Here is a 21,911-nt window from a genome sequence, read left to right as displayed (position 1 = left end):
TTCTCCTATACTTTTTTTACTTTAATCATATCCATACGGGGTCTTTTTGTATAGAAAAAAATACGTTTGTTTCCAAAAGAAAAAAATGGCCGCTTAAAAGGAGAAAAGAGGAAAAAGGGACAGCCCCTTCCTCCTCCTTTCGATCTTTATTGTGACATTGTATCTTGGTAGTCGTTGAACTGGTCTGTGACAGCTTGTGACGGAGCCTGCGTCAATATGCTGACAAAAAAGACAGATAATAGACTCGCAGCAAAACCAGGTATCATTTCATACAGAAAGTCCGAAAGACCGGCATTCGCCCAAATGATTACAGTCGCTGCTCCCACAATCATGCCGGCGAGTGCCCCCCATTTGGTCATTCGTTTCCAAAACAGACTGAGCAGTACAACCGGCCCGAATGATGCACCGAAGCCCGCCCACGCGTAGCTGACCAATCCAAGGATGGTGTTATTTTTCTCCCAAGCCAGAACCAACGCGACAATTGAAACAGCCAGAACAGCCAGACGGCCTAAAAACACCAGTTCTTTATCTGAAGCTGAGCGTCTGAACATCGACTTATACAAATCTTCTACCAGAGAGCTTGATGTCACAAGCAGCTGGGAAGAAATTGTACTCATAATCGCGGCCAAAATCGCTGAAATCAGAAAACCCGTGATAATCGGATGGAACAAGATATTCCCTAACTGAATAAAAATCGTCTCAGGGTCCTTCAGTGTCATGCCCCGCTGATGGTAATAAGCGATTCCGCCCAAACCGGTCAGCACTGCGCCTACTGCAGACAAAATCATCCAGCCCATCCCGATTCTGCGCGCTCTTTTGATCTCTTTGACAGACGTGATCGCCATAAAACGCACAATAATATGCGGCTGGCCAAAGTATCCCAGCCCCCAGGCAAACAAAGAAATAATGCCAAGGACGCTCGTTCCTTTGAAAATATTAAACATATCAGGATCTACAGAGCGGATTTCAGCAACTGTATCACCTGCTCCTCCCGTGTGGAAAAACGTAACGATCGGCACAAGAATGAGTGCGGCAAACATAATAATCCCCTGAACAAAATCTGTCCAGCTGACTGCCAAAAAGCCGCCAAACAGGGTGTATGCCACAACAACACCCGTCACAATCCACAGGCCGGTGTGATAATCCATCCCCAAGATGCTGTTGAATAAGACGCCGCCGGACACCATTCCGGACGATACATAAAACGTGAAAAAGACTAAAATGACAATTCCTGAAAACAGTCTGAGAAGCTTTGTTTGATCTCCGAAGCGATTTTCCAGGAATCCGGGAATTGTAATGGAATTCCCCGCTTTTTCAGTATAGGTTCTCAGCCGCGGTGCGACGTAAAGCCAGTTCGCCCACGCTCCAAGGCAAAGTCCGATGACGATCCAAGCGCCGCTCAGACCAGTAGAAAACATGGCGCCCGGAAGCCCCATTAGCAGCCAGCCGCTCATATCGGCAGCGCCGGCACTGAGAGCAGTTACTGCCGGACCCAAAGAGCGTCCTCCCAGCATGTAATCCGTCAGATTCGACGTACGCTTGTAAGCAAAGTAGCCGATTAGCAGCATTCCCGCCATATAAATACAAATCGAAATAATCAGCTGTGTGTTTTCTATGGCACTTCCTCCTCTTTTTTATAGTATATGGATGAAATGGACACCCCCGCAGGGAGGATGCCCATTTAGTCCCGCTTAGAACATTTCACTGATTGTTTTTGCTTGCATATGCAGAGCCAAGTAATCCGGCCCGCCTGCTTTTGAATCCGTTCCCGACATTTTGAAGCCGCCAAACGGATGGTAGCCGACGATAGCACCTGTACAGTTGCGGTTGAAGTATAGGTTTCCGACATGGAATTCCTGTTTCGCACGCTCGATGTGCTTGCGGTTGTTTGTGATCACCGCGCCTGTCAAACCATATTCAGTATTGTTTGCCACTTCTAAAGCTTCATCAAAGTCTGACACTTTACAAAATGCAACGACAGGTCCGAAAATTTCTTCCTGCATGAGTCTTGCTTTCGGATCAAGGTCAGCGAAGATCGTCGGTTTGATGAAGTATCCTTTCGAATCATCACCAGTACCGCCGCTTACTAAACGCCCTTCCTGTTTTCCGATCTCAATATAGCTCATAATTTTATCATAAGAACCTTGGTCAATGACAGGTCCCATATAAACATCTGCACTGTCAGGTTTAGCTGTTACTTTTGATTCCGTAATTTCAATGACACGCTCTAATACTTGATCATACACTTTTTCATGAACTACTGCACGTGAACCTGCAGAGCATTTTTGTCCCGCAAAGCCGAATGCTGAAGTAAAGATTGATTGAGCCGCTAATTCAATGTCCGCATCCTCATCAACAACAACCGTATCTTTCCCGCCCATTTCAGCGATGACACGCTTTAAATGCTGCTGGCCCGGCTGAACCTTCGCCGCGCGTTCGAAAATTCTCGTACCAACTTCTCTTGATCCCGTAAATGTGATAAGGCTTGTTTTCGGATGGTCAACAAGATAGTCGCCTACTTCCGCTCCGCTTCCCGGAACAAAGTTGACTACGCCTTTTGGCAATCCGGACTCTTCAAGCACCTCAACAAATTTTGCTGCAATAACAGGTGTAGCACTCGCAGGTTTCAGAACCACTGTGTTTCCAGTAACGATCGGCGCCACTGTTGTGCCTGCCATGATCGCAAACAAGAAGTTCCAAGGCGGGATAACGACTGTCACTCCAGTCGGCGTGTATACATATTGGTTTTTCTCGCCTTCACGGCTGTTGACCGGTTTGCCTTTTGCCAGTTCGATCATTTGGCGTGCATAATACTCCATGAAGTCAATCGCTTCAGCCGTATCGGCATCCGCCTCGTTCCAAGGCTTTCCTGCTTCTTTCACAAGCAAAGCTGAGAATTCATGTTTTCTTCTGCGGACTTTGGCAGCAGCGCGGAACAGGACAGCCGCTCTCTCTTCAGGAGACGTATATCTCCACTCTTCAAATGCTTTTGCAGCCGCTTGAATCGCTTGCTCAGCGTGCTCTTGAGACGCTTTTGACACTCGGCCGACGACTTCTTCTTTATCAGCCGGGTTGATTGAAACGATTTTCGCTTCCGTTTCCACTCTCTCGCCGTTAATGACAAGCGGATAGTCTTTTCCTAAATATTCGCTTACTGTCGCAAGCGCTTTTTTAAACGCTTCCACGTTGTTTTGATCTTGGAAATTTGTGAATGGCTCGTGTTTGTAAGGTGTTGTCATGATAATCTCTCCTTTTTTACTTCTTTGTCATTCCTTTGAAAGCAAATGCAATGTTTGACGGACGTTCTGCAAGGCGTCTCATAAAATAGCCGTACCAATCCTCGCCGTATGGCAGGTAGACTCTCATGTTATAACCTTCTTTTACGAGGCTGAGCTGGGTTTGCGACCGCATGCCGTACAGCATCTGAAATTCAAACTTGTCATTGGCAATGCCATGTTCCTTGGCAAGCTGCTTTGTAAAGTCGATCATTTTGTCGTCATGTGTGGCAATCGCTGTATAGTGACCGTTTAAGAGCTGCTTTCGGATGATTTTTTTGTAATTTTCATCGACATCGCTTTTCTCCGGGAAAGCTACTTTTTCTGATTCTTTATAAGCTCCTTTTACAAGGCGAAGGAACGGGTTTAAAGAATCCAAATCGTCAATGTCTTTTTCCGTCCGGTACAGATAGGCTTGCAGCACTGTGCTCACATGCTCGTATTTCTTTCTGAAATCTTTGAAAATATCAAGCGTTTTCTGGCATCTGACTTCGTCCTCCATGTCAATGGTGACCATGATTTTATGTTTCTCGGCCGTCTGAAGGATTTTTGTCATATTTTCATACACCAAATCCATATCTATATCCAAACCTAAAGACGTCATTTTTAAAGAAACGTGTGAGTTCAGCTCCTGATCCGCGATGGTCGCAATGGTTTGAATGCACTCTTCCGTACGCTCCCGTGCGACCTCGGCGCTGTTCACAAACTCGCCTAAATGATCGACAGTAACTGACAGGCCTTGGCTGTTAAGCTGTCGAATGGTCGGGATTGAACTGTTAAAGTCATTCCCGCCGATAATTTTACCCGCTGCTACCCGGCTTCCCCAGTTCCTCGCCATTTTATTGAGAAAGCCGCTTTTGGATAAAAATAAGAAAAAATCTCTTGTGATCACTTCCAACCTCAACACCCCGCAATCTAAGAAGTATTTGTATGAGTTTATTGTAAATGGACAAAACAGGCGTTCACAATATTCTCAAAATACAAAGATTCTGATTATTTTTGTGGATTTGCCACAATCAGATAGTTAGAAAGTCGGGGGGGATTCTGTCGAATAAAGCAGAAAAGGAAGCGACAAAAAACATCAGCTTCCTCCATCCTTCCACACTTCTTCAACCGTATTCAAAAGCAAACGGTTCAACTCAGGTGTCATATCTTTTTTCTCTGCCTTCAGTTCTTTTGCCGCTTCCATGATTCTTTCGATTTCCGTTTCAATGAATTGGTGAATAACATCGATTCTTGCTTCGAGGTCAAGCTCTTCCCCTCTTCTTTTCCGTTCAAGCAAGGTTTCCATTTCAGCCTTCAGTTCGGGTTCAGCAACAAGTTCATTCATCAAAACAGTAAAGTCCATTGGCGGAATGGTTCCGTGCTTTTCAATCCATTGGCAGGCCAAAATAGGCCGAAGAACGTAGAAGTACTTTTTAATTTTGACCTCTTGTCCTTGTAGATAATCCTTGACGTTCCTTCTCGCCATATTGATATAGTGATACACGCTTACTTCAGGCTTAAATGCCTCCGTCCGCAGTTTTCTTAACTGCTCTGCGGTCGTAAATGCTTCATAATACACAATGTCTGAGGACAGCCATTCGAGGAGCGGAGGGTTTGACTTTTTGAAAAGCCGAAGCGTTTTTCTCAGCTCCCAGCCGCTGATATCCAGCAAATCGTGAATCGGTTCCTCAATGACATCACGCTCCTGCTCAATTGAAAAATACCACTCCTTTTTCGGCACATAAATAAAGCGGACGTCGTAATCACTATCCTGCGAGGGAAATCCCCATGCGCGGCTTCCTGACTCGACGGCATACACGATTTTAACTCCGTATGACTGCTCGATCCGTTTTAATTCATCAATGATTCTTTGTTTCATATCTATTCGTCTCCAGTCTGTTCTCATTCCGGCAGTTTGCAGAAAAAAACCGCCTGATGATATGCGCGGCGGCTTTTCACATTTATCAGCCTTTAAGATGCTGCTTAAAAAAAGCAAGTTTTTCCGTTTGAAAAGCAGGGATATACTCATGTCCGAAGTAGCGGTACACCTTCAGCTCTTTCTCTGTTTCCAAATGATTGTAGGCGGCAAACACGGTGGACGGCGGCGTGACCTTGTCAATCAGGCCGATTGACATCAGGACAGGCACCTTCACTCGGTCAGCGAGATTCATAATATCGAAATATGAAAGTGTCTTCATCGCCTGCACTTCTGTTTCCGGGCTGCCATTTCTTCTGAAGAAGGAATTGATTTCAAGGTACGGCTGTTCAAGCGCCACATCAATGGCCCGTTCGAAGTTGCTTAAATAAGGATAATCGGCAACCGCGGCTTTTGGAATGTCTGACAGCGCTGCTGCGGCAATGGTTAAACCTCCGCCTTGGCTTCCTCCTGTCACACCGATCCTTGTTTCATCAACCTCGTCGAAGCTGCTGATGACCTCAAGCGCGCGGACGGCGTCCAAATAAACACCGCGGTAATAGTATGTATCTTCATCCAGAATTCCTTTCGTCATCCAGCCCAAAGCGTGACCGTGCGGTGAAATACTCGTATCCTCGCTGCTCTGCTGGCCGCGGACAAGCATGCCGAATGCGGCGTAGCCATGGAGTGCCCAGTTTACCATTTCATGAATCTCACCATCATAGCTTGCATTGTAGCCATGATATTTCACGATCGCCGGATGCGGGCCTTCCTTGTCAGGCACCGCGTACCATCCGGTAATGCGGGCGTTTTCGAAGCTTTTATATGTGAGACGGTACACTTTTACTCCGTCAGCAGGATAGTCAACCGGCTGTAAATCAGGTTCTGCTTGGACTTTTGCAAGTTCCTCCAAAGACAATTTCCAAAACTCAGAAAAATCTTTCGGTGCTGTTTTTTCAGGCTTATATGTTTGCAATTGGTCGAGCGGCAGATCGAATAGTTGCATTTCCGATTATTCCCCTTTGTTTTATAAGATATAGTTTGTATTCCTATACTACCACGTTTCGGCTTTGTTTTCTAAATATTTTCATCTTTGTTTCCCAGACAGCCTTCATCAAACGTTTGTTTAAGACTTTCCCGGCTTAGTTCCATAAAGGCCCGGGCGGTCAGACTGACATAGCGGTTCTTTAAAAAGACGAAGACGAGGGTTCGTGATGGCGCGGATTGAATCGATAAATAGATCACACCCGGATCTTTATCCCTTCTGACCATATTCGGCGCCATTGTCACACCTAATCCGTTAGCCACAAGAGATTGGGCGGTTTCAATATGGCTTGTCTTAAAGGCGGCATTCGGCTTAAAGCCGCTTTCCGCACAGAGATCGAGAACTGTCCTGCGAAAGCCGAAGCCTTCTTTTAACAGAATAAATGGCACGTTCCTTACCATGTCAAGCGGCACACACGGCTGGTGTCCCTCATCTTCTTCCAGCGCTTTCTCAATCAGCGCGACCATTTCCGGCGGCATCCACCTTTGTTTTTCCTTCGGCACCGCGAGAACAATCGGTTCCGTGAGCAAGGGTATAATGGAGAGCCGTTCATCCTCGATCGGCAAGGATAAAACAGAAAGGTCAACTTCTCCCTTTGCCGTCATCTCCTCTAATGAAACCGGATCTTTTTCAACAAGCTGAACCTCCACATGAGGATAGCGCGCCAAAAACTGCTTCAGCAGCGGAGGAAAGAGATATCTCCCTGTTACAGCAGGAATCCCGATGGATAATTTATGACCGATTCCCTGTGATCGCTCCTGCATTTCCCGAAGCAAATCATCTCTGGAACGAATGATGTCCTCGGCTTTTTCAATGAAACGCCTGCCGTGGGGTGTCAGTGTAACAGAGCCATGAGATCTGTGAAAAAGGGTAAGCCCCAGCTCAGCCTCAAGCTTTTTGATTTGCTGGCTGAGAGACGGCTGTGCGATATGAAGATGTTCCGCCGCCTTTGTAAAGCTTTGGCGCCGGGCAATTTCCGCTGCATATTCCATCACTTTAATATCCATTTCAGCCTCCATAGGTTGAACCTATCGTTTTCATCATTTTTATATCTTGGACGAATCATAACAGAAATTGCTAACATAATCCATATCATCATTTACGAAAAGAAGGAGCTGGTTCAAATGACAAATGAAACACCGTTTTCTAAAAACGCCGAGATGTATCGGGATGAAAAGGTATTTGCCGAGGGGGAAGATTTGGGGTTGATGATCAAAACAGCGGAATGCCGGGCAGAGCATCGGGTGCTGGATATCGGAGCGGGCGCCGGCCATACGGCCCTGGCATTTTCTCCTTATGTACAGGAGTGCATCGGTGTTGATGCGACGAAAGAGATGGTTGAGGTTGCGTCCTCCTTCGCGCAAGAAAAAGGAGCTGAAAACGTACGCTTTCAGCAAGGAACGGCAGAGTCACTCCCCTTCCCCGACGATTCATTTGACATCATCACCTGCCGATACGCAGCCCACCATTTTTCAGATGTCCGCAAAGCTGTCAGAGAGGTTGCACGCGTACTAAAACAGGACGGACGTTTTCTCTTAGTTGATCATTACGCGCCTGAAGATCCCGTTCTTGATGAGTTTGTCAATCATTTGAACCGGCTTCGAGACCCTTCCCATGTTCGTGAAAGCTCATTATCAGAATGGCAGGCGATGTTCAGCGCCAATCAACTGGCCTATCAAGACATCCAAAAGTGGAATTTGCCGATTCAATACGATAGCTGGATCAAACGAGGCGGAACCCCCGCTGACCGAGAAAAACAAATCATTACCCACTTGAATCACGCATCAGACGAAGCACGCGACACGTTCTGTATTACATTGAACCAAAACGGACAGCCCATCTCCTTTTGTTTAAAAGCGATTTTGATACAAGGGATAAAACGATAAAAAAAGCCGTGCGCTGCGCACGGCTTTTTACATCGGCTGATAAAGATCCCAGCCAATTTTTAATGTCTCAACAATGTAATCGGCAACCTCTTCCGGGGAAAGGTTGTCTGTTGCCACTTTTGAATTGTGCTTGTCATAAATGACTTTTCTTTCGTTAAACAGCTGTTCCATTTCATCCATTGAACGGTTATGCAGTACAGGGCGGCTTTCGATCAATAAATCCGCGCGCTGCTTCCAGTTCTCCCATGACAGGTCCAGATGAAGCACGAGACAGTTTTCCAGACAGCAATTCCTGATTTCTTCTTGTTTAAAAGATCCCCCGCCCAGAGATACGATTTTGAATCGTTTATGATGGCAGATGTCTAAAATATATTCCTTCTCCGTTTTCCGGAAAAAGTCTTCTCCCTTTTTCTCAAATATCTCAGGAATTGACATATTGAAATCCTTTTCGATCTGCTGGTCAATATCAATAAAATCTCTATATAATTTTTTAGCGACCAATTGGCCGATTGTTGTTTTTCCTACACCCATGAATCCGATCAGGACGATATTTCTTTCTCTTACTGGGATGGCTCGTTTAGCGTTCATCTTCGGCGAAATCCTCCTAAGGAATGAAATTTTATATTCATTATATGCTTATTTAGCGAATATTTATATAGATACCGGCTTTACCGGTCAAGCTTATAGTGCGCTTTGTTGTTTAGCCATTTTTGCCTGAATGACATTCATTGTACAACATTTCCCCAGGTATTTTAATACTTCGACGCAAAAAAGCATTAAAACCTTCCGCCTTTATTGTTTTTCCAGCTGACTCTTCGATGGAAGGGTCTTTTTCTGTATGATAAATAGGAAGGGATAAATGGCGATGATCATTTGGATAAACGGGGCATTCGGTTCCGGAAAAACACAAACAGCCTTCGAACTGCACAGAAGGCTGAACCCATCTTACGTGTATGATCCCGAGAAATTGGGTTTTGCGCTGCGCTCCATGGTGCCGCAGGAGATCGCAAAGGACGATTTTCAAAGCTATCCTTTATGGCGGGCGTTCAATTACAGTTTGCTAGCTTCTCTGACAGATACATACCGCGGCATCATTATTGTGCCTATGACGATTGTACATCCTGAATACTTCAATGAGATCATCGGCAGGCTCAGACAGGAAGGCAGGATCGTTCACCACTTTACACTAATGGCTTCAAAGGAAACCTTGTTAAAAAGGCTGCGCACCAGAGCAGAAGGAAAAAACTCATGGGCCGCCAAACAAATTGACCGCTGCGTTGAAGGTTTATCATCACCCATTTTTGAGGACCACATTCAAACAGACAACCTGTCGATTCAGGATGTGGCAGAGAACATTGCCGCGAGAGCCGAACTCCCATTAGATCCTGATACGAGAGGCAGCCTCCGAAGGTTCACCGACAGATTAATGGTAAAGCTGAATCATATCCGCATCAAATAAAGCTCCTGTACACGACAAAAGCCCGCTCCGAGAGCGGGCTTTCTTCAACTTATTTCCACCAGTCATCAAACATAGACGCCGGAACCTGGCGTTTATGTTCAGTCATGCTGTAGCGTTTTTCCAGCGCTTCTGATACTTTCGCTGATACTTCTTTTCCTTCGAGATAATCGTCAATCTCGTCGTAGGAAATGCCAAGCTCTGTTTCATCCGACTGCTGCGGTTTTTCGTCGAGCAGATCGGCAGTCGGCTCTTTTAAGTATAAGCGTTCCGGTGCACCCAGCTCTTTCAGCAGGGTTCTTCCCTGGCGCTTCGTCAAGCCTGTCAGCGGCAGGAGGTCTGCTCCGCCGTCACCGTACTTCGTAAAGAAACCAGTCACTGCTTCAGCAGCATGGTCTGTTCCTAACACAAGAAGGCCTTCCTGGCCGCCGATCGCGTATTGCGCGATCATTCTTGTTCTTGCTTTTACGTTTCCTTTATTAAAGTCAGTCAGCTGATCGCCTGTTTCCTGCTGATACTGATCAGAAAAAGCGCTGACTGTTGATTTAATATCAAACTTCCATGATTTATCCGGCTTAATAAACTTCAAAGCAAGCTGGGCATCGTCTTCATCCTGCTGTGTGCCATGCGGAAGACGGACCGCGATAAATTGAGCGTCTCCGCCCTCCTCGCGAATGCTCTCCACCGCAAGCTGAGCGAGTCTTCCCGCAAGTGTTGAATCCTGGCCGCCGCTGATTCCCAATACAAAGCCTTTAGCACCAGTTTTCTTTACATATTGTTTTAAAAAATTGACTCGGTCCTCAATTTCTTGCTTTGGATCAATTGAGGGCTTCACATGTAACTCACGCATAATCTTTTCCTGCATGCTCATCCCAATCATTCCTCCTGTACATTTTCCCTTGTTACTGATCATTTCCCCAAATCAATGAAAATGAATCATGACTGTTATGTATCCCTATTAAATATAGCACAGGTCTTCATTCACAGTGAACAAGAGAGATCAGCTGACTTCAACCCGTATGGATGTCACACTGTCGCCATTGCATTTCCCTTTTTCAATCGGGCAGGAAGAAAACGCGACAATTAAATCCATCTCCGCTCTGAGCCTTACATAATCTCCGGCATTCGAAAGCGGCGTTTCCACAGACAGATTCCCTTTCTCATCAAGGACAGTATTCATAAAAATCGCAAATGGGTAATGCATGTGAGGCTTCGGTACGCCAAACTGCTCAAGCGCACGGTTCATATTGTCATAGCACGTATCCTGAAACTCATCCTTTTGCTTCCCATATAAGAGCCTGTTCATATCAGGACGGCAGGCGGGCAGCAGCAGATCATGCTTGCCGACCGTATCTTCAATCAGGGTTAACATCGGCTTATACAGGTTGGAGTAGAGATGGTCGTTGACCTTCACATAAATGGAGTGATTGGCGTCTATCGTCGCTCCCTGATCAAGGTGTTCATAAAAATCCTTGGCATGGTATGCGACAAAATCAGCCACCTGCTGCCCTTCTACATCAACCACCTTTAAAATCTGCCCCTTTTTCAGCTTCAGCCCTAGCCCTTTTTTCGGCTCCACAATATATTGCTGTGTCATTGGTTTGCTCCTTTTTTCATTAGTATGAGCGTCCGCTTCCTTCTCCATGTAAAAAGAGGCAAAAATCCGATGTATATAAGCTTCGGACAGATCACAATCTAACCTTAGATAAAAGGGGTTGAATAAATAATGAGCCAAACAAAAAAAGACCAGCCAAAAGGGAATCTGGCTTGGTGGCAGCTGTCACTGATCGGAGTCGGCTGCACGATTGGAACAGGCTTCTTTCTCGGTTCCAGCATCGCAATTGTAAAAAGCGGTTTTTCCGTTCTCCTTTCATTTCTGATCGCAGGGATCGGTACGTATTTTGTCTTTGAACAGCTCGCCAAGCTGTCGGCGAAGCAGCCGGAAAAAGGTTCGTTTTGTGCGTATGCCCGAAAAGCATTCGGCAAATGGGCAGGCTTCAGCAACGGCTGGGTGTACTGGTCATCAGAAATGCTGATTACCGGAAGCCAGCTGACAGCCATTTCGCTCTTTACGAAGCATTGGTTTCCTCAAGTGCCGCTATGGGTGTTTGCCTCAATCTACGCAGTACTGGGGCTCCTTATTATTTTCACCGGCCTGTCCGTCTTTGAAAAAACAGAAAACGTGCTGGCAGTCATTAAAACAGCTGCTATTTTTATGTTTATTGTCATTGCCATCCTGGCTTTATGCGGTATCCTGTCCGGCGGAAATCATGGCATACATGTTCCAAATAAGACGAGTGAGTTTTTCCCATACGGCGCCATGGGGCTGTGGACAGGTTTAATCTACGCGTTTTACGCTTTTGGCGGAATTGAGGTCATGGGGCTGATGGCGGTTCACTTAAAAAAACCTGAGGAAGCGTCAAAATCAGGGAAACTGATGCTGGCGACGCTGGCGATTATTTATATCATTTCAATCGGGCTTGCTCTGCTTTTGGTTCCGTTACACGCGTTTACTGAACAGGACAGTCCGTTCATTACGTCATTAAAAGGATATAACCTTGAGATCATCCTTGATATATTTAACGGAATTTTCATCATCGCAGGGTTCTCGACTCTTGTCGCTTCGCTATTTGCGGTTACGACATTGCTTTGTACAATGGCTGATGACGGCGACGCGCCGAAATGCTTTACTCTAAAGGAAGGCAAAAAAATATGCTGGCCGGCACTTGGGCTGACGTTTGCGGGGCTTGTCCTCTCCATTATTCTGTCGTTAGTGCTGCCTAAAAACATTTATGAGCATATGACAACAGCTGCGGGGCTTATGCTTTTATACACTTGGCTGTTTATCCTGTTCTCCAGCAAAAAGCTGACTGATCCCGAGGGCATGGGAAAAACGCAAATTTATTTAGCGATGGTTCTGATTGCTGCAGCTGTGTCCGGTACATTGTTTGAAAAATCAAGCCGGCCCGGTTTTTTCGTCAGCATAGGTTTTCTCGTGATTATCGCCATCGTTACCATGATCTATCAAAAAAAGCAGGGTCATAAAGATCGCCCTGCCAGTCCTTGATTTATTTCATTTTGTTGAACATGTTCTTTAAATAAGAAAACGGGCACTTCGATACCTGTTTTTCGTCATCACGGAGGAAATACTGCTTCCATTCACGATTATCTTTTCCTCCGTACCAGCCTAATTGCGGGTGAATCGGAGCCTGATCATAGGCCTCTAAACGAGATCGGATCAGCCTGCTCATGTTACGGCCAAATGCAGTAGATCCATTTAGGTCATCAAACACCCACCTTGGCTGAAACGTGATCATAAAAAAAGGAAAGCTCCGGCTTCTTCTTGCCTCGTGCCCCGGTGTAGCGCACAGAATGAAATACGGCTCGCCGTCAAAACAAAACTCCCATTTATAATGCTCAGGATCGGCCGGAATGTCTTCCGGCCATTCTTTTTCGTCTTGATGACTCAGTCTATTTAAAAAGCGCCAAAACAGCTCTTCATACGCTTCAATCGAATAATGCTCCGCCAAATCTTCCGGTGTATCAAACAACACAACGAGGGATGCGTATTTTCCCGTGTCCCGCGATATCTTGCCGTACTCCGCAAGCAACGGAGCCAGTTCCTCCGCTGTACGGTTTTCCCGCGGATCTCCGGCAAAAGCAATCCGAAGCTGATCAGTCAGAAACGCCTGGCGTCCGGGAATGCACGGAAACGTATCCGCGTCGTCCGCCAGAGTTTCTGCCAGCAGCTCAAAAGCGATTCTTTGCCATTCAGGAAGCTCTTCCTGAATACGTTCCAGAAAACTTTTGGTGTAAATCCCATTCACCTTGATCCACCTCCAGTATCATCTGGATACTATATTAAAACTGGAAGCGGCAGGTGACTGTCCTTCATGAATCAGCCCAATAACTGTTTGATGCCCTGATAACCAAAGTAAAAGCCAAACACAAGGAGGGATACACCGGCGATTCCAGTCAATCCTCTCAATAGCTTTTCATGAAGCAGGTTTCTGAACGTACTGGCTGTGATAGCCATGCAGAAATCCCAGATTAAAATGCCGATCATGATGCCGGAGCTATAGATTAGAAGCTGATTCATATTGTAGGCCTCTGCTGTTTTCGCAAGAATGCTTCCGTAAATTCCAAGCCAAAAAAGGATGCTCAATGGGTTTGACAATGAAATGAGAAAACCCGATGCGAATGTTTTCCTGTATGACGGTTTCCCCCGCGAGCTTCGCACATCCATCGGTTCTCTGACGTTTTTCAGCGTTTCAATTCCGGTATAGGTCAGGACAAAAAAGCCGAACAGCCACAAAAACGTTTTCACAAATGGAGCGGTCAAGAACTGCGACAACCCGAAATAGATAAAAAGCATGTACAGCCCATCCGCTGTCATGGCGCCTAAACCGAAAATCCATGCATGCCAAAAACCGTTTTTAATTCCTTTGTCTATTTGCGCCGCATTCACTGGCCCCACAGGCGCAGACAAGGACAGTCCCAGCACAATATAGCTCAAAAAAATGTTCACCGGCCCGTACTCCCTTCTCTTATGTAACTTGTACAATTTATTCGGGAACGGGCCAAGCTATGCACAAATTCACTTACTGTTTCAGACGTTCAAGCTCTTCCTCCATAATATCGGCGGCTTTGCCTACAAAACTAAAAATGAGTTCCAGCTCCTCTTCCGTATATTCGCGGCACAACTCCATCGTCGACTCAGACAAAGGACGGAACAAATCCTTTATATGTTTTTTCGAAGCAGTCAAAGGGACGATTACGACTCTCCTGCGATCGTTCGGGTCCTTTTCACGAGCCACATACCCCGCTTTTTCCAGCCGGTCAACAAGCGCCGTGACGGAACCCGTGCTGAGGCCGGTTTTTTTTCCCAGCTCTCCGGCCGTCATCGGCCCTGCTTCATTTAAAATGTCAGCTGATTTCAAATCGGTAGGAAACAGACCGAGAGCTTGAGCGGCTGCCTGATGGAACAGAACCGTTCTTGTGCCCAGTTTTCGAAAAAGCTGAACAGCAGTCTTTTCCAACTCACTTCTGGAATTTCTTGTTGACAACTGACAGTCCTCCCTATAAAATCGAGTTTATCTTGATAATCGAGATATTCAACGATCAAACTATTATCATGATATCAGAACTTACATAGAAAAGTAAGAGGAGGTAGAACAAATGGACACAACAACAGCAAAACAGGCTTCCACCAAATTTGTGGTCCTCGGTCTCCTGCTGGGCATCTTGATGTCTGCAATGGACAATACGATTGTTGCCACCGCGATGGGCAATATCGTAGCCGATCTTGGAAGCTTCGATAAATTTGCCTGGGTGACGGCATCCTATATGGTGGCGGTTATGGCTGGCATGCCGATTTACGGCAAGCTTTCCGATATGTACGGCCGAAAACGTTTTTTCCTGTTTGGACTTATTTTTTTCTTAATCGGTTCGGCTTTATGCGGGATTGCCCAGACGATGAATCAGCTGATCATCTTCCGGGCCATTCAAGGGATCGGAGGCGGCGCGCTCCTGCCGATTGCCTTTACCATTATCTTTGATTTGTTTCCGCCGGAAAAACGCGGAAAAATGTCCGGCATGTTCGGTGCTGTATTTGGATTATCAAGTGTTCTTGGTCCGCTCTTAGGCGCGATCATTACAGATTCGATCAGCTGGCACTGGGTGTTTTACATCAATGTGCCGATCGGCGCATTGTCATTGTTTTTCATTATTCGCTACTACAAAGAATCTCTGGAGCACAGAAAGCAGAAAATAGACTGGGGCGGCGCGATTACCTTAGTCGTATCCATTGTATGCCTGATGTTCGCCCTTGAGCTTGGCGGCAAAACATACGATTGGAACTCCATTCAGATCATCGGGCTGTTTATTGTATTCGCCGTTTTCTTCATTGCCTTTTTTATTGTGGAGAGAAAAGCAGAAGAGCCGATTATTTCTTTCTGGATGTTTAAGAACCGCTTGTTTGCCACAGCGCAGATTCTCGCTTTTTTGTATGGCGGAACATTTATTATTTTAGCGGTATTTATTCCGATTTTCGTTCAGGCGGTCTACGGCAGCTCGGCGACAAGCGCGGGCTTCATTCTGACGCCGATGATGATTGGATCAGTCATCGGAAGCATGATCGGCGGAATCTTCCAAACGAAGGCAAGCTTCCGCAATTTGATGCTGATATCTGTTATAGCTTTCTTTATCGGTATGCTGCTTCTTTCCAATATGACGCCTGACACAGCAAGGGTATGGCTGACAGTCTTTATGATGATTTCAGGCTTTGGTGTAGGCTTTAACTTCTCCCTGCTGCCGGCGGCATCGATGAATGATCTTGAACCTCGCTTTCGGGGAACGGCAAACTCTACAAATTCATTTTTGCGATCATTTGGCATGACCTTAGGCGTCACCATTTTCGGAACGGTGCAAACAAACGTATTCACGAACAAGCTGACCGACGCCTTCAGCGGGATGAAAGGCTCAGCGGGATCAGGCGCTGCGCAAAATATAGGCGACCCGCAGGAGATATTCCAAGCGGGAACACGTTCCCAGATTCCTGATGCGATCCTGAATCGCATTATTGACGCGATGTCATCAAGTATCACGTATGTCTTTTTGCTCGCTTTGATTCCAATTGTCCTCGCGGCGGTTACCATTTTATTTATGGGAAAAGCCAGAGTGAAAACAACAGCCGAAATGACAAAGAAAGCAAATTAACATAAAAAAGCAGTACATGCTGGGCATGTACTGCTTTTTTATATTACACTCCAAATCTTGCAAGAATAAACGTCCATATACAAATGATCAATAACAGAATCAGGCTGTACGCCACTGTCCTTTTAAACAGTTTAGATTCCTTGCCTGTTTGGCCTACCGCTGCGGCAGCGATGGCGATAGATTGAGGAGAAACAAGTTTCGCCATGACACCGCCCGCCGTATTTGCGGCTAACAGCAAGTCTGAACCCGCACCGATTTGCGCTCCGGTGACAACCTGCAAATGGCCGAACAAAGCATTATTGCTGACAACAGAACCGGTGATGAACACGCCAATCCAGCCAAGAACAGGACTGACAAACGGGAACAGGTCTCCTGTTTTCGCCAATGCTAACCCAATTGAAGAGCTGAGCCCTGCGAAGTTGGCCAGATTGGCAAACCCCATCACGAAGCAGATCGTCATAATCGGCACCCACAGCTCTTTTCCTGTCTCCTTCAGGGAAGCAAAGGCATCCCGGGAGGAGAACTTTTTGCTGAACAGCCCTGTCACGATGACCGCCGCTAAAATCGCTGTACCAGTCGCTGACAGCAGATCAACTTTAAAGACTGCATCTAACGGCATGGCAGATGGCGCAATCGGCGGCATTTTCATAATTTGCTGATGCAGAAAAGGCATTTTGAACAGGAGCGTTGATTGATATAACAGCCCGCCTTCTTGGAAAAGCGCTTTGAAGGCTGGAAGGCTCCAGATGGTGATCGCCGCAGTTAAAATGTAGAAAGGAGACCACGCTTTCGCAATGTCAACGGCACGGTATGCCTTTTTCTCACCAGCATCGCCGGCCCCTTCCTCGCGGTAAATCTCTTTCGGCTGCCATTTGCGGAGGAAGAGGGCAAGCCCGCCCATGCTGAATAAGGCCGCCAAAATGTTTGCTAATTCCGGCCCGAGCACCGCCATTGTCAGTGTCTGAACCGCTGTATACCCACCGCTCACAACCAGAAGAGCGGGCCATGTCTGTTTGATTCCTTTCATTCGGTCTAATAAGAATACAAGCAGGAATGGTATTAAAAATGAGATCATCGGCAGTGTCCACATTAATGTCCGTGACAGCTCAAGAGCAGACAAATCACCAATCTGCGCCCCTGTGATGACAGGAATCCCAATCGCCCCAAAGGCTCCGGAGGCGGCGTTTGCAATCAAGCAGAGCGCCGCCGCTTTCAACGGTTTAAAACCAAGTTCGACGAGCAGCGCCGCACTAATCGCAATCGGAACACCAAAACCAGCCGCGCCTTCTAAAAACGCATTAAAACAAAAACCAATTAATAATAGCTGTAATCGTTGGTCAGGCGAAATGCCGGCAATGCTGGACCGAATAATGGTAAATTTCCCGGTTTTCACTGCGATTTTATACAGCCACACCGCCATCAGGACGATGTAGCCAATAGGCCACAGCCCGCTCCCGATTCCTAACAAAACAGAAGAAATCGCTTTTTCAACCGGCATATGAAATGCCCAAACGGAGACGAAGAAACTGACGGCTAGGGTAAGAAATGCCGCAAGAATGCCTTTCATTTTCAAAACAGTTAAAGCCAAAAGAAAAAAGAGAATCGGAGTGAGCGCCACAAGTGCGCTCACATACTCGTTTCCAAACGGATCATACAACTGCTCCCACATTGACAATCAGCCCTTTACTCTAAAGTTGCGGTTAGTTGACTTTTTGTTCTGCAAAATGAGGTTTTAAAATGTTTTTAAGGACGCCGGCGCTGTGAAGGAACTGTTCTTTTTCTTTCTCATTTAAGTTCAGCTCAGTGATACCCGCGATCCCTCCGCGGTTCACGACAGCCGGCACACCGATGTACACGTCATCTGCACCGTATTGCCCGTCCAAATATGTGCTGACAGTTAATATGCTGTTTTCATTATGAAGAATGGCTTTTGTAATGCGAGCAAGACTCATCGCAACCCCATAATAAGTCGCGCCTTTTTTCTCAATGATATGGTAAGCTGCGTTTTTCACATCATCTACAATTTGGTCCAGCTCCTCTTGTTTGTACGCATCGTTTTTCTCAACGAGTTCACTGACCGGCACACCGCCGACATTCGCATGGCTCCAAACAGGAAGCTCTGTGTCGCCGTGCTCTCCGATAATATGTGCGTGCACGTTTTGAGGCGCTGCGCCAAAGTATTCGCTCAGCATGAAACGGAATCTCGCAGAATCTAGTGTTGTGCCGCTTCCGATCACCCGCTCTTTTGGCAGGCCGCTGAATTTCCATGTTGCGTAAGTCAGGATATCAACCGGATTTGTCGCGATTAAGAAAATACCGTCAAATCCGCTCGCCATGACTTCACTAACGATGCCTTTGAAAATCTTCAAGTTCTTTTCTACTAATTCAAGGCGTGTCTCACCAGGTTTTTGGTTTGCTCCGGCGCAAATGCAGACAATATCAGCATCCTTGCAGTCTTCATATGTTCCGTAAGATGTTTTGACCGGTTGTGGCGCAAACGCCTTTCCGTGGTTTAAATCCATCACATCGCCCATTGCTTTTTCTTTATTTACATCAATGACCACAAGCTCATCTGTGATCCCTTGGTTAATTAACGCAAATGCATAACTGCTTCCAACAAAACCCGCTCCGATTAAAGCTACTTTATTTACATGTTTGTTCATCATTAATCATCCTTCCAGGGTATGTTTCTCTTTGATGTCTTTTTATTTGTGAAGTATTTCACATTTATATTGTGCAATACTTCACAAACTTTTGCAAGAGAAAAGTTTTGTCTGATTTATGAACAAAAAAGAAACCATCATTGATGGTTTCTTTCGGTAAGTCCCGTCTAGCATTGCCCTCAATGAGGAAGAGAACCGCTTAAGCCCGAGTCATTATATAAACCATTTTGCACGTAATCAAAGCCAGGCTGATTCTGACCGGGCACTTGGGCGCTGCCATTATTAAAAATCACTTTGGCGTTGGTTGTATCCGTGTCCGCAGGCAGCGTCAGCGTGTAAATTCCATCTGCATTTTTAGTCATTGGTTTTCCAGGCCAAGATCCGGTCAATTCAATTGCCCGGCTCCCATCATGTTTATAGATATAAGCATTTACCTGGCTCCAATGATTCGGATTTTGATAGCCGATGGTTTTGGCCGAAGCTGGATCTCTTTTAACAAAACTGTATTCCTCGGTCCTCGTTACACCATCACTGTTCGTTCCTTTTAACATGATGGTGTATGTTTTGCCAAATGGATCTCCTTTTCCGATTGTGAATTGATCTCCATCCTTAAACGCCGTCTCTGGTCCATTATTGATTTGATAAACGGCTTTTGTTGTATTCGCATCTGCACGCAAGGTAATCGTCAGTTGATCATTGAAAGAATGTGTTACACCTGTTTTGTAATTCTCAAGGAAAACATGAGGCGCTTTTGCAATATCATCAGGATAAAGCACAGCCACAGACCTGGCATTGATCGTGCCTGTCAGTTTACCATCATTCACTTGAAATGAACCTGCCCCAGCTTTATTGTCATACCTGCCATCAGGCAATTTTGTTGGCGTATTGATAGAAACAGAGGATGAACCTGCATTTGCCAGCACAACGCCATGTGAGCCGCGCTGATTCATAAATATCTGGTTGTTTCCATTTGGGTTCGAGAGCTCCTCAGGCTGTCCAGCCATCACATTGTGAAATCTATTGACCGCAGTGATAGCCTGATCTTCAAATAAAGCACTCCCGCGATCGCCTATTTGGCTTTTCCCCGGGAATCTCACACCATTTCCGCCTCCCTCAGGTCTGGAAAAGAAAAGAGGCGTACTGCCTGAACGAGAAGCTATCACCGCCCAGCCTAAACGGATATCATCATCGCTCATCCATGTCGACTCTTCATCATCATTGGCATACGTATCATGCGACTCTACCCATGTCACTAGCTTGTCCGCAGACACATCAGATGCATAGTGGGAGATATTCGACACGCCCAGATTACGATTCTTTAAAGCGGACCTTATGGAATGCCCATAGTTAGACGCTGTCACATTCATATAATTCGCATATGAAGCATCTCTGGAGGCACTATCCTGCAGGATTTCTCCGTATTGGAACTCTGCAGATGTATTTGTGATATTCGGCCAAAATTGACTGCCGTAACTGCCATCATCCGGAAGCTCTATATGTTTGGCGGCATCAAATCGAAATCCATCTGCCCCGTCATTCAATGCTCTTTCTAAGAACCGTTTCAAATAGGACTGTACTTGTGTATTTTGTGTATTCCAGTCATACAGCCCGAGCAATGAATTCTGCGTGACATCCCATCGATCCGACCAGTTTTTAATTTGTGTGTTTCCATGTGTCCAGTTTGGAATACTCTTAATCTCATTGGAAATCGCGGCATAGTCACTGGTGGTATGATTGATGACAGCGTCAACAATGACCTTTATGCCATATTCTTCAGCGGCTGCACACATTTCTTTAAATTCTTGTTCAGTTCCTAAGTAACGGTTGCCAATTTGGTACGATGTCGGCTGATAGAGCCAGTACCAGTTCGACATGCTTTTATTTCCTTGGTTCCCTTCCTTGACTTGGTTAATCGGAGACGTCTGAATCGCTGTATATCCTGCATCATGAATATCCTTCATATTGTGTTTTAACGTATTGAACGACCAATTCCAAGCATGAAGAATGGTTCCGCTTTTGATCGACGGTGCTGTCAGCTCATTCGATTTGTTCGCCGTTTCAGCACTCGCAGCCGCCGGTCCTGCCAGAACCAAATGAAACAGCAATAAAAATCCAGCGAATAACGGCAGTAAAGAGGTTTTGAATCGTTTTGCAAACATTCTTGACACTCCTTATTTGATTTTTTGAAGACTTACTTCGGAGTCAAAAATCCCTCTTACTTCATTCTTCCGCTTCCTCCTTTCAAACTGATGTGAAGACTGGATAATTTTGTTAACGCTTACATTTTAAATTATCACAATCACTCTATCAAAACAACTTGGCAGAGTGAATACAAATCAATGTTCCTATAAAAAAGCTGCCCGAAACTGTGAACGCTTCCCTCGCTTTCCAAACAAAAAAAAGAAACCATCTATTTTTCAAGATGATTTCTTTTTTACTTCTTCTTTTACAGCTCTTCTGTAAGCCAGCTTCACAATCACATACCGAAGCAGAAACAGAACGCCGCCGCAGACGATAAAAAGAAGAATCATTTTCAGCCAAGCGAAGAATGTATGGGGAATCCCCCTGTCGTACATCGTAAGCACCACTACCGCAAAGGCGACCGCAATTGATTCTATTCGCTGCTGCTTCACCCGTTTTTGCAGTTCTTCTTTGGTGTCTATTCTCGGCATGAGCATTCCGGATGCCGCAGCCCTGATGCAGTAATATAAGATAATGATGAACAAAAACACAAGGCTTGCAGCCCATTCTTTAAACGGAAATTCAAACATAATGCCGCGGATGATCACATCAAGCAGCGCAAATGCTCCCGCTATCATCCCAATCTCCGACCAGATTTTTTGTTCTTTTTCTTTTACTCTCTTATTTTTCCCATTCACGCCTGAAAGTCTATTACGCAGATTATTCATGACCTTCCTCCCGCACTTTTACGAATGGCTTATGGCTTACATGTTACAATAACAGCCTGC

At 45.8% G+C, this 21,911-nt stretch carries 19 protein-coding genes and 1 pseudogene; 4 read left to right on the top strand and 16 right to left on the bottom strand.

What is annotated here, in order from left to right; all coding sequences use genetic code 11:
* Positions 1 to 146: 146 nt before the first annotated feature.
* From putP to M1D65_RS01790, 6 genes are all read right to left on the bottom strand, one after another.
* Positions 147 to 1,568, bottom strand: coding sequence for a sodium/proline symporter PutP (gene putP / locus M1D65_RS01815; protein ID WP_010886399.1), 1,422 nt, complete (start codon positions 1,566 to 1,568; stop codon positions 147 to 149).
* 123 nt (positions 1,569 to 1,691) lie between these two features.
* Complete coding sequence (gene pruA, locus M1D65_RS01810; protein ID WP_003234655.1) at positions 1,692 to 3,239, bottom strand: L-glutamate gamma-semialdehyde dehydrogenase; 1,548 nt, start codon at positions 3,237 to 3,239, stop codon at positions 1,692 to 1,694.
* Positions 3,240 to 3,255: 16 nt separating this feature from the next.
* Positions 3,256 to 4,167, bottom strand: a complete 912-nt coding sequence (gene putB / locus M1D65_RS01805) for a proline dehydrogenase PutB (RefSeq protein ID WP_003246421.1) — start codon at positions 4,165 to 4,167, stop codon at positions 3,256 to 3,258.
* 189 nt (positions 4,168 to 4,356) lie between these two features.
* Positions 4,357 to 5,139: a nucleotidyltransferase domain-containing protein gene (locus M1D65_RS01800; protein ID WP_456270744.1), complete on the bottom strand. Its 783-nt coding sequence runs from the start codon at positions 5,137 to 5,139 to the stop codon at positions 4,357 to 4,359.
* A gap of 85 nt (positions 5,140 to 5,224) precedes the next feature.
* Entirely contained in the window at positions 5,225 to 6,181 is a 957-nt protein-coding gene (cah, locus tag M1D65_RS01795; RefSeq protein WP_021481842.1) for a cephalosporin C deacetylase, read from the bottom strand.
* 71 nt (positions 6,182 to 6,252) lie between these two features.
* Positions 6,253 to 7,227 (bottom strand): LysR family transcriptional regulator, encoded by a 975-nt coding sequence (locus tag M1D65_RS01790; RefSeq protein ID WP_021481843.1) that lies wholly within the window; start codon positions 7,225 to 7,227, stop codon positions 6,253 to 6,255.
* Positions 7,228 to 7,344: 117 nt separating this feature from the next.
* Between M1D65_RS01790 and M1D65_RS01785 the strand changes: the two genes are divergently transcribed.
* Complete coding sequence (locus tag M1D65_RS01785; protein ID WP_021481844.1) at positions 7,345 to 8,106, top strand: class I SAM-dependent methyltransferase; 762 nt, start codon at positions 7,345 to 7,347, stop codon at positions 8,104 to 8,106.
* Positions 8,107 to 8,133: 27 nt separating this feature from the next.
* Here M1D65_RS01785 and M1D65_RS01780 read toward each other — a convergent pair whose 3' ends face one another.
* Entirely contained in the window at positions 8,134 to 8,694 is a 561-nt protein-coding gene (locus M1D65_RS01780; protein ID WP_003246473.1) for a shikimate kinase, read from the bottom strand.
* A 277-nt stretch (positions 8,695 to 8,971) separates the two neighbouring features.
* Between M1D65_RS01780 and tmrB the strand changes: the two genes are divergently transcribed.
* Positions 8,972 to 9,565: a tunicamycin resistance ATP-binding TmrB gene (gene tmrB, locus M1D65_RS01775; protein WP_038828516.1), complete on the top strand. Its 594-nt coding sequence runs from the start codon at positions 8,972 to 8,974 to the stop codon at positions 9,563 to 9,565.
* A gap of 49 nt (positions 9,566 to 9,614) precedes the next feature.
* Here the strand turns inward: tmrB and nadE are convergent, their stop codons facing one another.
* Both nadE and M1D65_RS01765 read right to left on the bottom strand, forming a co-directional pair.
* On the bottom strand, positions 9,615 to 10,433 hold the full coding sequence (nadE, locus tag M1D65_RS01770) for an ammonia-dependent NAD(+) synthetase (protein ID WP_003246440.1): 819 nt from the start codon (positions 10,431 to 10,433) through the stop codon (positions 9,615 to 9,617).
* Positions 10,434 to 10,562: 129 nt separating this feature from the next.
* Positions 10,563 to 11,159 (bottom strand): DUF1989 domain-containing protein, encoded by a 597-nt coding sequence (locus M1D65_RS01765; protein WP_456270743.1) that lies wholly within the window; start codon positions 11,157 to 11,159, stop codon positions 10,563 to 10,565.
* Positions 11,160 to 11,288: 129 nt separating this feature from the next.
* On the opposite strand from M1D65_RS01765, the gene M1D65_RS01760 reads away from it, so the two are divergent.
* A complete protein-coding gene (locus tag M1D65_RS01760; protein ID WP_021481846.1) occupies positions 11,289 to 12,629 on the top strand; it encodes an amino acid permease in 1,341 nt (446 codons plus the stop codon).
* A gap of 1 nt (position 12,630) precedes the next feature.
* Here the strand turns inward: M1D65_RS01760 and M1D65_RS01755 are convergent, their stop codons facing one another.
* From M1D65_RS01755 to M1D65_RS01745, 3 genes are all read right to left on the bottom strand, one after another.
* Positions 12,631 to 13,389: a YqcI/YcgG family protein gene (locus tag M1D65_RS01755; protein ID WP_124073434.1), complete on the bottom strand. Its 759-nt coding sequence runs from the start codon at positions 13,387 to 13,389 to the stop codon at positions 12,631 to 12,633.
* A gap of 71 nt (positions 13,390 to 13,460) precedes the next feature.
* Positions 13,461 to 14,090, bottom strand: coding sequence for a LysE family translocator (locus tag M1D65_RS01750; RefSeq protein WP_003246469.1), 630 nt, complete (start codon positions 14,088 to 14,090; stop codon positions 13,461 to 13,463).
* A gap of 73 nt (positions 14,091 to 14,163) precedes the next feature.
* A complete protein-coding gene (locus M1D65_RS01745) occupies positions 14,164 to 14,628 on the bottom strand; it encodes a MarR family transcriptional regulator (protein WP_014475735.1) in 465 nt (154 codons plus the stop codon).
* Positions 14,629 to 14,740: 112 nt separating this feature from the next.
* Between M1D65_RS01745 and bmr3 the strand changes: the two genes are divergently transcribed.
* A complete protein-coding gene (gene bmr3, locus M1D65_RS01740) occupies positions 14,741 to 16,279 on the top strand; it encodes a multidrug efflux MFS transporter Bmr3 (protein ID WP_032724880.1) in 1,539 nt (512 codons plus the stop codon).
* Positions 16,280 to 16,322: 43 nt separating this feature from the next.
* On the opposite strand, the gene M1D65_RS01735 is transcribed toward bmr3, so the two are convergent.
* From M1D65_RS01735 to M1D65_RS01720, 4 genes and pseudogenes are all read right to left on the bottom strand, one after another.
* On the bottom strand, positions 16,323 to 17,948 hold the full coding sequence (locus tag M1D65_RS01735) for an L-lactate permease (protein WP_032724877.1): 1,626 nt from the start codon (positions 17,946 to 17,948) through the stop codon (positions 16,323 to 16,325).
* Between the two features lie 31 nt (positions 17,949 to 17,979).
* Positions 17,980 to 18,945: an L-lactate dehydrogenase gene (locus M1D65_RS01730; protein ID WP_014478761.1), complete on the bottom strand. Its 966-nt coding sequence runs from the start codon at positions 18,943 to 18,945 to the stop codon at positions 17,980 to 17,982.
* A gap of 176 nt (positions 18,946 to 19,121) precedes the next feature.
* On the bottom strand, positions 19,122 to 21,101 hold the full coding sequence (gene amyE, locus M1D65_RS01725; RefSeq protein WP_038828525.1) for an alpha-amylase: 1,980 nt from the start codon (positions 21,099 to 21,101) through the stop codon (positions 19,122 to 19,124).
* Between the two features lie 148 nt (positions 21,102 to 21,249).
* A pseudogene (locus M1D65_RS01720) lies at positions 21,250 to 21,851 on the bottom strand (DUF6773 family protein).
* Positions 21,852 to 21,911: the final 60 nt, after the last annotated feature.

It is taken from the genome of Bacillus sp. JZ39 (assembly GCF_053903145.1).
The sequence above is the reverse complement of the archived record's forward strand: the minus strand, read 5'-3'. Positions and strand labels throughout refer to the sequence as shown.